The sequence below is a fragment of the Devosia sp. genome, from assembly GCF_041917035.1.
GTDB lineage: Bacteria > Pseudomonadota > Alphaproteobacteria > Rhizobiales > Devosiaceae > Devosia_A.
Window position 1 is genome coordinate 1 of record NZ_JAYRYM010000134.1, and the last position, 10,956, is coordinate 10,956.

The window sequence follows — 10,956 nt, forward strand, 5'->3', positions numbered from 1 at the left end:
GTGAAGCGGTAGCGGATGGCGCCGCACTGGCAGCCGCCGGTGACCACCTCTGTCATCGCATCACCTCGGCGTTCGGCACCCACTCGGCCGTGTCGTGGTCGGGGTGCTGGTGGTTGGTGGCCTTGATGGCGGCGGCCCAGGCGGGGTCGTTCGAGCCCTCCGTGGTGCCGACCGCCTCGACGCTGTCGAGCCGCGCCAGGGACGGGTGCTTGCCCTCCATGCCCATCTGGTAGAGCACCGGGATGAGGTGCGGTGTATCGAAGGCGCCGATCGAGAGCGAGACGTGCCGACCCGTCACATTGTGGTAGAACAGCGACGTCCCGCAATCGCGGCAGTAACCGCGGTCGACGTCGCCGGAACTGCGGAACCGCGCCGGCTCGCCGCGGGTCCAGGTCAGATGCTCGTGCCGCACCCCGACCAGGGCGGCGAACAGGTTTCCCGTCGCCTTCTGGCACATCCGGCAATAGCACAGATGCGGATTGTCGACGAGTTCGGTGGCGTGGAAACGCACGGCGCCGCACTGGCAGCCGCCCGAATAGGCATGGAACCTGTAGCTCTCACGGTCCGAAGCGGCCTTGCTCATATGAACTCGCTCCCGGCGAAGCGGTCGGTCGCCTCGATGAGGTGGTGCAGGATGCCCGGCTGGCTCAGCGCATGGCCCTGCCCATCGACCATGACGAACTCCGCCTCCGGCCAGGCCCGGTGCAGGTCCCAGGCCGTCTGCGGCGGGCAGGCGATGTCGTAGCGGCCCTGGACGATGACGCCCGGGATGTCGCGCAGCTTCGCGGCATCGCGGATCAGCTGCCCCTCGTCCAGCCAGCCGGCATGGACGAAATAGTGGTTCTCGATGCGGGCGAAGGCCAGCGCGTAGTCGTCGTCGTAGAAGGCATTGCTGACCGCCGGATCGGGCAGCAGCGTGATGGTCTCGCCCTCCCAGCGCGACCATTCGCGGGCCGCGATGATGCGGGTGTCGCGATCCTCGGAAACGAGGCGGCGGCGGTAGGCGGCCATCAGGTCGGCGCGCTCGGCCTCGGGGATCGGCGCGACGAAGCGCTCCCACTTGTCGGGAAACAGCAGCGAGGCGCCATGCTGGTAGTACCATTGCAGTTCCCAGCGGCGGAGCGTGAAGATGCCGCGCAGCACCAGTTCGGTGACGCGCTCGGGGTGGCGTTCGGCATAGGCCAGCGCCAGGGTGGAGCCCCAGGAGCCGCCGAACACCAGCCATTTGTCGACGCCGGCCAGTTCCCGCAGCCGCTCGATATCGCCCACGAGGTCCCAGGTAGTGTTGTGCGCGAGGCCGGCAAAGGGGGTGGACCGGCCGCAGCCGCGCTGGTCGAACAGCAGCACGTCGTAGCGCGCCGGATCGAAGACACACCGATGGCTGGGCGCGAGGCCGCCGCCCGGCCCGCCGTGCAGGAACACCGCCGGCTTGGCCCCGGGGGTCCCGACCCGCTCCCAGTAGACGCGATGGCCGTTGCCGACATCGAGGTGGCCCGAGGCATAGGGTTCGATCTCGGGGTAGTAGGTGCGAAGCGTCACGCGGAAAAGCCTCCTTGGGGCGGCCAGGTATCGGTATCGTGGTCCGGGTGCTGGTGCGAGACGAGAGTCTCCATGAACTCGAGCCAGCCGGCCGAGTACTCGGTGCGGATGGGCAGGCTGGTGAGCCCGTCGAAGAAGGGCAGCTTGTCGGTCAGGTTGACCTGGATCACCGGCGCCGCGACGGTGGGATCGTCGAAGGCGCCGATGGCGATCTCGACCTGCTGCTCGGGCGGCCGGCCGATCTCCTCGTAGGTGAGCGGCGTGCCGCAGCGGTTGCAGAAGCCGCGCCTGATCTTGTCGGAGCTCTCGAAATAGGTGGGCGCGCCGCGTGTCCAGGTGACGTCGTAGCTGGAAATCAGCGGCCCGAAAAAGCCGCCGAAGGCCTTCTGGCACATGCGGCAATGGCAGATCGAGCCGCGCCCCAGCCGGCCGACGGCGAAGCGCACGGCACCGCACTGGCAGCCGCCGGTGAACGGCGCCGCACCGGTCTGACTATTCGGGGGCATGGCAGACCGCCTCGATATTGTGCCCGTCCGGATCGAGGACGAAGGCGGCATAGTAATTGGGGTGATAGTGGGCGCGCAGGCCCGGCGGTCCGTTGTCGGTGGCGCCGGCCGCCATGGCAGCGGCATAGAACGCGTCGACCTCGGCGCGGTTCTGCGCCGAGAACGCCAGGTGCACGCGGCCGCCGGTCAGCTTGCCGCCATCGCCGATCCAGAGGAACGGTCCGGCGCCGCCGAGCCCGGCGACATTGCCCTCGGGCCCCTCGAACTTCATCTGCGTGGTGATGCCGAGGGGCTGCAGCGCCGCCTCGTAGAAGGCGAGGGACCTGGCATAGTCCGCCGTCGAGATGGCGATATGGTCGATGCCGCTCATGTGGTTCGTCTCCTGGTTGACGTCATGGTGCCGTGTGGCACACCGCCTCGATATTGTGCCCGTCCGGATCGAGGACGAAGGCGCCGTAATAGTTGGGGTGGTAGTGGGCGCGCAGGCCCGGCGCGCCATTGTCGCGACCGCCCATGGAGAGCGCCACCGAATAGAACGCCTCGACCTCGGCCCGGCTCGCGGCGGTGAAGGCCACATGCGTATCGCCCCGCGAGGTGCGGCCGGTCGAGACCCAGAAGGTCGGCCGATCCCTGCCGAAGCCGGCGAAATGATCGCTCCCGAAGGCGAAATCGCTGAGCAGCCGAATGCCCAGCGCCCCCAGCGCCGCCTCGTAGAACGCCCTGGCGCGGGCGAAGTCGCTGACCTTGATGCCGACGTGATCGATGATGGCGGTCATGGGTGCTGTCCTTTGCTGTCCTTCCCCTCACCCGGCGCTGGCGCGCCACCCTCTCCCTCAAGGGGAGAGGGGTTGCTGGGGCGAAATTCCGCCGCTGAACGCCCACCGGCGGCGGCGCGCTGCCCGAATGGCGCCACATCGTCCCTCTCCCCCTGAGGGAGAGGGTGCCCGAAGGGCGGGTGAGGGGGCGGCTGCAGCGCGTGCCAGATGGCCGTCAGCACGCCGTCGCGGTTGTCGGTGAGGTCGTTGTTCCAGAGGCGGAGGACGCGGTAGCCCTGGGCCCGCAGCCACGCGTCGCGAACGGTGTCATAGTCGCCTTCGGCATGCTGGCTGCCGTCGAGTTCGATGATCAGCCGAGCGGCCGGACAATAGAGATCGACGATGTAGCGTCCCATCGGCACCTGCCGGCGGAACTTGAAGTCGGCCAGGCGCCGGTCGCGAACGATGCCCCAGAGCGTCGCTTCGGCCTCGGTTGCCGCCGCGCGCATGGACTTCGCCCGCCTGCGGAGTTTCGGTGTCAGGGGCGTACGCCACTCCTTGTGCCGCAGGTTCACGGTACTGGACTGCCCCTCACCCGGCGCTGACGCGCCACCCTCTCCCTCAAGGGGAGAGGGGAGGCTGGGGCGCGATCGCGCGGCGCCTCTCGCACCGGCGCCGGCAGCAGCATCCTGCCCGGACGGCTCCGCATCGCCCCTCTCCCCTTGAGGGAGAGGGTGCCCGAAGGGCGGGTGAGGGGAAGTCGCGTTCACCGCTTGACCTCCCACCTGGTCCGGCGCTGGCCGGCTTCGTCCTTGTAGTCCATGAGCTGGATGCCCTGGGCGAGGAGTTCGGCGCGGATCTGGTCGGCCCTGGCGAAGTCGCGGGCGTTGAGGGCGGCGAGGCGGGCAGCGACCATTTGCCTAGTAACCTTGTCGTCGCGCTCGGCCTGGCCCGCCTCGATCGAGACTCCAAGAAGCTCGAGGATACCCCTCAGTTTCCCCGCAGCGGTTCGTCGATCCGCTTCATGCACGACGCCATCGGGTGGGTGCGTCCCCTCCCAGGTGCCTGCGGCCACCGAAGAGACGCCGCTTAGCTCGCGGAAGAGCCTTGGCGTGTTTAGGTCATCACACAAGCACTGAACCGCGGCCTCTGGAACGATGGATGGAGCGTCGGGATAGTAGCTGATCCACCTGGTCCACCTGGTCCAGAGCCCGAGCGCCTCCTCCAGCCGCTTCACCGAGAAATCGATCGGCTCGCGGTAGTGAGTCATCAGCATGGCCAGCCGCAGCACTTCGCCCGGCCATTTCCGTCCCCCGAACTTGTCCGTCTCGAGCAGCTCGTGGATGGTGATGAAATTGCCCAGGCTCTTGCTCATCTTCTGCCCCTCGACCTGGAGGAAGCCGTTGTGGAGCCAGTAGTTGGCCATCACCGCGGTGCCGTGGGCGCAGCGGGACTGGGCGATCTCGTTTTCGTGGTGCGGGAAGATCAGGTCGAGGCCGCCGGCGTGGATGTCGAAGACCTTGCCGAGATAGCGCTCGCTCATGGCCGAGCATTCGATGTGCCAGCCGGGGCGGCCGCGGCCCCACGGGCTGTCCCAGCCCGGTTCTTCGGGGCTGGATTGCTTCCAGAGCACGAAATCGGCGGGGTTCCGCTTGTGAGCCTCGACCGCCACGCGCGCGCCGGCGACGTTGTCAGCGAGGCTGCGGCCGCTCAACTTGCCATAGTCGGGCATGGAATCGACCGAGAACAGCACCTCCCCGGCCGCCTCGTAGGCGTGGCGGCTGCCGATCAGGCTCGCGATCAGCGACTGCATCTCCGCGATATTGTCCGTCGCGCGCGGTTCGACCGTCGGCTCGAGCGCGCCGAGGGCTGCCGTATCCTTGTGGTACTGCGCGGCCGTGGTCTCGGTGACCTTGCGGATCGCCTCGTTGAGCGGCAGGCCGGGAAAATCGCGGACGGCGCGGGCGTTGATCTTGTCGTCGACGTCGGTGATGTTGCGCACATAGGTGACGTGCTCGGCGCCATAGAGGTGGCGGAGCAGGCGGAACAGCACGTCGAAGACGATCACCGGCCGGGCATTGCCGATATGGGCGAAGTCGTAGACCGTCGGGCCGCACACATACATGCGCACATTGGCCGGATCGATGGGGACAAAGTCCTCCTTGGCGCGCGTCAGCGTGTTGTAGAGCCGCAGTCTGGTCGTCTCGCCCAAAGCCAGTTCCCTCGCGCACGATGCTGGACGCTCGCGGGCCGGGTTCTTCGGGGTCTAGATTTGAGGGTGAAGAAAACCGTCCGCGAGCTGATGCCTCAGCGGATAATGATGCAGCCCGAAATGCAGATAGCGGTGCCAGTTTTCATGGCGCGCAATCTGACGGCAAAGCCGGAGGAAATCAAGGGGCCGCCGTAAGGTGCGACGGCCCGCCCGCTCAGTTGGACGGGGCGAGCTTGATCTCCGGCACGGGCTGCTGGTCGGCCGGTTTGTATTCCGGGGTCGCCGGCGTGGCGGGGTCCTGTGCGTTCATGATCGCCTGCGCGGCATCGAGCGCGGCGATCACCTCGGGCATGGCATAGCAGGACTGCAGCGACGAGCTGGCGGTCTCGAGCAGGCGCTCGTAGTCGCCATGGGCGGCATGGCTCTCATCGGTCGAGGTGCCGCCCAGATCGGCGGCAAGCTCGTCGACGTCGGCCTGCGACAGGGCGCCGAAGGAGGCCTGCAGGCAACCGCAGAGCGGGGTCAGGATGGTGGCCGAGTCCACTTCCGGCGGCACCTGGCCGAGCAGGAAGGTGGCCGCGCCCATGCAGGACTGGTTGAAGCCGGCAAAATCGACCGGCGTCTGGGCGGAGGCGGCGGGAATCGCTGCCAGGCTGAAGAGAGAAAGAAGAGCGACTGAAGCGCTGAGTTTCGGCATGGGAGCGGTTCCTGTTGACGTCGCAGCTGGGACGACGCCCTCAGCTAAGCATGGATTTCGGCCGGGAGATACCTCGGCCGCTCAGTCGGTGGTGAAGTGGCCCGTCCGTTCCTGGCAGGCCGAGAAGCTGGTCTCGGTGATCTCACCGAGGTGCACGGTGTTGGCATAGGCCTCCCGCTCGTCGCTGGTCAGCGTCCCCTGCAGCTCGCGCGCCAGCATCTGGGCATCGGCGAGGGTAAGCTGCGGGCCGAGGTCATCGACGATGCAGGCACAGATTTCGGTTCGCGCCAGCGTGCCGTCACCCTCGGTGGCGTCGTACATCGCCTTGAGCGTCGGGCTGCCGGCGCAGGCGGCGGCCAGCGTCTCTATCGCCTCGGGCAGGCCCAGGGCCTCGACCGGAATCGCTTCTTCGGCATGGGCGAAGCCGGTCAGCAAGGGGACGACGAGCAGCAGCGGGAGAAGGCCGACGCGCATGTTGATCTCCATGTGAACGGCGTCACCCTAGTGCGTCGCCCCGGCGCTGAACAGCCGCCCGAAACAGGAAAGGACCGGCCGTCGGCCGGTCCCCCCCGATTCAACTGCTCGAGCCGATCACTCGGAGCGGTACTGCTGGTGACACTCGCCACAAACGCCACCGATCGTCTTCATGGCGGCGCCGTAGGCGGTGGCGTCACCGGCCTCGGCCGCCGCCCGCATGGCCTTCGCCCCTTCGGCGGCCTTGGCGAACAGGGCGGTGAAGGCGTCGAAGTTGGCCCAGATCTCGGGCTTGGCTTCCGACTTCACCGCGCTGGTATCCTCGCTGAACAGCGCCGGGAAGTTGGTGAAGTTCTGGATGATCTTGTCGGCGTTGGCGACAGCGTCGGCGCCGGTCAGCCCGCCGGCATTCTTCATCAGGCCGCCGTTCTGCTTCATGGCGGCCTCGCGGGCCTCGACCTTCTGCTCGGGGGTCATGCTGGCGATCGCCGGATCGACATCCTGGGCAATGGCGGTAAAGGACACGGCGGCGACGAGCGCCCCCGCGGCGACGCTGGCGATGAGGCGGCGAATGGACATGGGGAAACTCCGGTGCAAGCTGGTGACGCGAATTCTGCCAGCAAATGCACATGCTTGGCGAACGCGAACCGACCTTAGTGCCGAAATGCGACGTTGCCAGCAGCGCGGCGCTCACGAATGAGGATTAAGTTATCAAATCGGCGTTATCCTCCCGCAGCACCTGCGAATTCTGCGCGCGCAGGTGCATCGGCCGTGGTTTCGGCGTAAAGAGGCAGTAGCGGGAGCGCAAAACCATCCGGCCTTCATCGATGCACAGCGGCTATCGCCACTTCCTTCACCTGCTGGTGCTGCTGAGCGCGGCGCTGGTCGGTGTGCTCGTCGACACCTCGACCGCCCACGCCCAGTCGAACGCCTGCTCGCGCCTCGCCAACACGCTGAAGACGCTCGAGCGCAACTCGGACTATCGCCGGGCGGACGACAACTCCGGCGATCTCAAGCGCCTGCAGCGGGACGTACAGAGGGCCGAAAGCTCCTATGTCCGGCAGGGCTGCAACGCCGATGCCAAGGCCGGGCGCAAGCTGACCAGCGAGTGCCGGGCGCTGGCTCGGCAGATCACCAGCGGACGAGCCGATGTCGAGGAGCTGAAGCGCAGCGTCCAGACCGGCAACGCCGTTGCCGAGCAGCGCGAGGCGATCCTGCAGGAGATGGCGCGCTTCGACTGCAATGACGGCTCGCGCGTCAGGGTCGAGCGCGAACGCGGCAACCTGTTCGAAGAGCTGTTCGGCGCCTTCGGGGATACGTTCGACGGGCTCGGCGGCACGCGCGGCGACGAGTTCAACCCCTACGGCGACTACCACACCGTCCGCACGCTGTGCGTACGGAAGACCGACGGGTTCTACTGGCCGATCAGCTATTCCACCCTGGTGGACTACGTGCCCAACGATGCCGAGGCCTGCCGCGCGCAGTGTCCGGGGCTCGATGTCGATCTCTACTACTACGACAACCCGGGCCAGGAACCGGAGCAGATGATCAACCAGTATGGCGAAGCCTACGCCTCGCTGCCCAATGCCTTCCGCTTCCGCACCGAGTTCGATACGGCCAGCAAGTGTGCCGCGGCGCAGGATTTCGGCCAGATCGCGCTGCTCGAGACAGCCGACGGAACCCGGGCCATGGTGAGCTTCCGCGGGGCGACATTTCCGCTGCCGCTGCGCGATCCCCGCCGCACCGGGATCACGACGACGGTGACGCAGGCGGAACTGGTTGCGGCGAACTTCGTCAGCGTGCCCCTGCCCCGCCGCCGCCCTGCCGCGCCGGGCGAAACCCCGAAGCCGGTGGTGACGGTGGCGCAGCCGGCCAGCGGACAGCCGGATCTCGTCGTCACCTTCGGCGACAAGCGGGTCAGGATAGTCGGGCCATTGACGCCTTACGCCCAAGCAGGGGCAGCAGGGACCTGAGTTCCGGCCCGTCGTGCCGCCCGGTCAGCGCCAGGCGGAGCGGCATGAACAGCTCTTTGCCCTTGCGGCCGGATTTCTGCTTGACGAGCGCCGTCCAGGCGCCCCAGGTCGTCTCGTCCCAGGGCTCGGGCGGCAGCAGGTCGCGGGCCAGCGCCAGGAACTCCGCATCCTCGGCGGCGACCACCGGGGTCACCGGCCCATCGATCAGTGTGGCCAGCTCGGCGATATCGGAGAAGCGCTTGAGGTTGCCGCGCAGCGCCAGCCACAGCGGCTCGGAGGCCCGGCCGATGGCGGCCAGCCGGGGCTTCGCCATTTCGTAGGGCATCTGGTGCAGGATGCGGGCATTGAGGCTGTCGAGTTCGGCCGGATCGAAGCGCGCCGGGCCGTGCGAGATCGATCCCAGGTCGAGGGCCTGCCCGAGCGCCGCCAGATCGGCATAGGGTTCGACGGGAAGGCTGGTGCCGGTCAGCACCGCCATGATGGCAACCGCCATCGGCTCGTAGTCGGCCTCGCGCAGCTCCTGCAGCGAGAGCGAGCCGATGCGCTTGCTGAGCCCCTCGCCTTCCGCTCCGGTGAGCAGATTGTGATGCGCGAAGAACGGGACGGCGCCGCCGAGCGCCTCGAAGATCTCGATCTGCGTGCCGGTGTTCGACACGTGATCCTCGCCACGGATCACGTGGGTGATGCCGAGGTCGATGTCGTCGACCACCGAGGGCAGCGTGTAGAGGTAGCTGCCATCGGCGCGGATCAGCACCGGGTCGGACATCGAGGCGGTGTTGACCGTCTGCGGGCCCTTGATCAGATCGTCGAAGTGCACGGGCTTGCCGTCGAGCCGGAAGCGCCAGTGGGGCTTGCGGCCCTCGGCCTCGTACTTCGCCTTCTGGGCCTCGGTGAGCGCGAGCGCGGCGCGGTCGTAGATCGGCGGACGCCCGAGGAGCCGGGCCCGGCCGCGCTTGATCTCGAGTTCCTCCTCGGTCTCGAAGGCGGGATAGAGCCGCCCGGCGGCGATCAGCCGGTCACGGGCATGGTCGTAGAGCGCGGTGCGGTCGGACTGGCGAACCTCGAGATCGGGCGCGATGCCGAGCCAGCTCAGGTCGGCCGCGATGCCGCGGGCGAACTCCTCGGTGGAGCGGGCGGTGTCGGTGTCATCGAAGCGCAGGATGTAGGTGCCGGAGCGGGCTCTGGCGAACAGCCAGTTGATCAGCGCCGGGCGGGCATTGCCGAGGTGCAGCCGGCCGGTGGGCGACGGGGCGTAGCGGACGGTGGTCATGGGTGGCGGTACCGTCCGAGGTCGCTGCACACCCCTCCCCAACCCTCCCCGTCAAGGGGAGGGTGTCCGCCGGTGGGCGATGGGGCGTAGCGAACGATGGCCATGCGGTGGAGCATGGGGCCCACCCCCTCCCTGCCTCCCCCGTCGAGGGGGAGGTGCCGATCGAGCATGGGGCACGATCCTGCCTTACGCACCGGCAGGCACCCTCCCCTCGACGGGGAGGGTTGGGGAGGGGTGTGCAGCAGCCCGCGTCGCATAGGCATCGGACTCACTCCAGCCCCTTGCCCGCGAGGTCCGGCACCACCTCGACCGCCTCGTGCCGGTCGCGATAGCCGTTGGTGATCGGGTAGCGTCGGCCGAGGCCGAAGGCCTTGCGGGTGATCTTGACGCCCGGGGCCGACTGGCGGCGCTTGTATTCGGCGATGTTGGTCAGGCGCTCGATGCGCTGCACCAGCTGGAGGTCGAAGCGACCCTCGCCCTTTTCGACGATCTCGGCGAGTGGGAGTTCCTTTTCGACCAGCCCGACGAGGATCTCGTCGAGGATCGGATAAGGCGGCAGCGAATCCTGGTCCTTCTGGTTGGGGCGGAGCTCGGCGGTGGGGGCCTTGTCGATGATGTTCTGGGTGATGACGATGCCGGCCGGCCCGAGGCAATCGCCCGGCTTGTGCTGGTTGCGCCAGTGCGCCAGCTCGTAGACACGCATCTTCAGCATGTCCTTGATCGGGTTGAAGCCGCCATTCATGTCGCCATAGATGGTGGCGTAGCCCACCGCCATCTCCGACTTGTTGCCGGTGGTGAGCAGCAGGCCGCCGAGCTTGTTCGACACCGCCATGAGATACACCCCGCGCATGCGCGACTGGATGTTCTCCTCGGTCAAATCCGGCCCCTTGTTGCCGAACACCGGGGCGAGTTCCGCCAGCGCCGCCTCCACCGGATCGCCGATCGAGACCACGTCGTAGCGAACGCCGAGGCGCTTGGCGCAATCCTGAGCATCTGCCAGGCTCTCGGGCGAGGTGTAGCGGTAGGGCAGCATCAGGCAGTGGACGTTTTCCGCGCCGATGGCATCGACCGCCATGGCGGCGACCACGGCGCTGTCGATGCCGCCCGACAGGCCCAGCACCGCGGTCTTGAAGCCATTCTTCTTCACATAGTCGCGCAGGCCCAGCACGCAGGCGCGCCACGGCGCCTCGTCGACGCTCGACAGCGGGGCGACATGCGGATCGGTGCAGCGCCAGCCATCCGCGGTGCGGGCCCAGTTGGACAGCATGATCTCGGGCTCGAAGCTCTTGGCCTGGACCACCAGCCGGCCACCGGGTTCTACGGCGAAGCTCGCGCCGTCGAAGACCAGCTCGTCCTGGCCACCGACCTGGTTGAGATAGAGCAGCGGCACGTTGTCCTCGGCCACGCGGTCCTTGACCAGCTTGTAGCGGGTGGCCTGCTTGTTGCGCCAATAGGGCGAGCCGTTCGGGCAGAGCAGCAGGCGCGCGCCGTTGTCGACGAGGTGGCGGCAGACGTCGGGGTGCCAGATGT

The 10,956-nt window shown here is 67.8% G+C and carries 14 protein-coding genes; 2 read left to right on the top strand and 12 right to left on the bottom strand.

Features of this window, described 5'->3' with window-relative positions; genetic code table 11:
* Positions 1-52: 52 nt before the first annotated feature.
* The 7 genes from ACE3TU_RS13865 to cysS form a co-directional block, all read right to left on the bottom strand.
* Complete coding sequence (locus tag ACE3TU_RS13865; RefSeq protein ID WP_374625145.1) at positions 53-583, bottom strand: GFA family protein; 531 nt, start codon at positions 581-583, stop codon at positions 53-55.
* On the bottom strand, positions 580-1,539 hold the full coding sequence (gene pip, locus ACE3TU_RS13870) for a prolyl aminopeptidase (RefSeq protein ID WP_374625147.1): 960 nt from the start codon (positions 1,537-1,539) through the stop codon (positions 580-582). The genes ACE3TU_RS13865 and pip overlap by 4 nt, the downstream gene beginning before the upstream one ends.
* Positions 1,536-2,045 carry a GFA family protein gene (locus tag ACE3TU_RS13875; protein ID WP_374625149.1) on the bottom strand — a complete coding sequence of 170 codons (510 nt, stop codon included), beginning with the start codon at positions 2,043-2,045 and terminating at the stop codon, positions 1,536-1,538. Before ACE3TU_RS13875 ends, pip begins: the two co-directional genes overlap by 4 nt.
* Positions 2,032-2,415 carry a VOC family protein gene (locus ACE3TU_RS13880; RefSeq protein ID WP_374625151.1) on the bottom strand — a complete coding sequence of 128 codons (384 nt, stop codon included), beginning with the start codon at positions 2,413-2,415 and terminating at the stop codon, positions 2,032-2,034. Before ACE3TU_RS13880 ends, ACE3TU_RS13875 begins: the two co-directional genes overlap by 14 nt.
* Positions 2,416-2,437: 22 nt before the next feature.
* Positions 2,438-2,812: a VOC family protein gene (locus ACE3TU_RS13885; RefSeq protein ID WP_374625171.1), complete on the bottom strand. Its 375-nt coding sequence runs from the start codon at positions 2,810-2,812 to the stop codon at positions 2,438-2,440.
* Between the two features lie 5 nt (positions 2,813-2,817).
* Positions 2,818-3,309: an endonuclease domain-containing protein gene (locus ACE3TU_RS13890; RefSeq protein WP_374625153.1), complete on the bottom strand. Its 492-nt coding sequence runs from the start codon at positions 3,307-3,309 to the stop codon at positions 2,818-2,820.
* A gap of 257 nt (positions 3,310-3,566) precedes the next feature.
* Positions 3,567-5,012 carry a cysteine--tRNA ligase gene (gene cysS / locus ACE3TU_RS13895; protein WP_374625155.1) on the bottom strand — a complete coding sequence of 482 codons (1,446 nt, stop codon included), beginning with the start codon at positions 5,010-5,012 and terminating at the stop codon, positions 3,567-3,569.
* A gap of 66 nt (positions 5,013-5,078) precedes the next feature.
* On the opposite strand from cysS, the gene ACE3TU_RS13900 reads away from it, so the two are divergent.
* Positions 5,079-5,207 carry a hypothetical protein gene (locus ACE3TU_RS13900; protein ID WP_374625157.1) on the top strand — a complete coding sequence of 43 codons (129 nt, stop codon included), beginning with the start codon at positions 5,079-5,081 and terminating at the stop codon, positions 5,205-5,207.
* A gap of 19 nt (positions 5,208-5,226) precedes the next feature.
* On the opposite strand, the gene ACE3TU_RS13905 is transcribed toward ACE3TU_RS13900, so the two are convergent.
* The 3 genes from ACE3TU_RS13905 to ACE3TU_RS13915 all read right to left on the bottom strand — a co-directional run bounded on the left by ACE3TU_RS13905 (position 5,227) and on the right by ACE3TU_RS13915 (position 6,762).
* Positions 5,227-5,709: a hypothetical protein gene (locus ACE3TU_RS13905; RefSeq protein ID WP_374625159.1), complete on the bottom strand. Its 483-nt coding sequence runs from the start codon at positions 5,707-5,709 to the stop codon at positions 5,227-5,229.
* Between the two features lie 81 nt (positions 5,710-5,790).
* The gene (locus ACE3TU_RS13910) at positions 5,791-6,183 is read right to left on the bottom strand and encodes a hypothetical protein (protein WP_374625161.1); all 393 of its coding nucleotides are present in this window, start codon (positions 6,181-6,183) and stop codon (positions 5,791-5,793) included.
* Positions 6,184-6,300: 117 nt separating this feature from the next.
* Entirely contained in the window at positions 6,301-6,762 is a 462-nt protein-coding gene (locus tag ACE3TU_RS13915; RefSeq protein WP_374625163.1) for a cytochrome c, read from the bottom strand.
* Positions 6,763-7,010: 248 nt separating this feature from the next.
* On the opposite strand from ACE3TU_RS13915, the gene ACE3TU_RS13920 reads away from it, so the two are divergent.
* Positions 7,011-8,156, top strand: coding sequence for a DUF2865 domain-containing protein (locus ACE3TU_RS13920; protein ID WP_374625165.1), 1,146 nt, complete (start codon positions 7,011-7,013; stop codon positions 8,154-8,156).
* Here the strand turns inward: ACE3TU_RS13920 and gltX are convergent.
* Both gltX and ACE3TU_RS13930 read right to left on the bottom strand, forming a co-directional pair.
* Positions 8,101-9,426, bottom strand: a complete 1,326-nt coding sequence (gene gltX / locus ACE3TU_RS13925) for a glutamate--tRNA ligase (RefSeq protein ID WP_374625167.1) — start codon at positions 9,424-9,426, stop codon at positions 8,101-8,103. The genes ACE3TU_RS13920 and gltX overlap by 56 nt on opposite strands.
* A gap of 268 nt (positions 9,427-9,694) precedes the next feature.
* Positions 9,695-10,956, bottom strand: a 1,262-nt coding sequence (locus tag ACE3TU_RS13930; protein ID WP_374625169.1) for an NAD+ synthase, incomplete at its 5' end; no start/stop codon positions are given.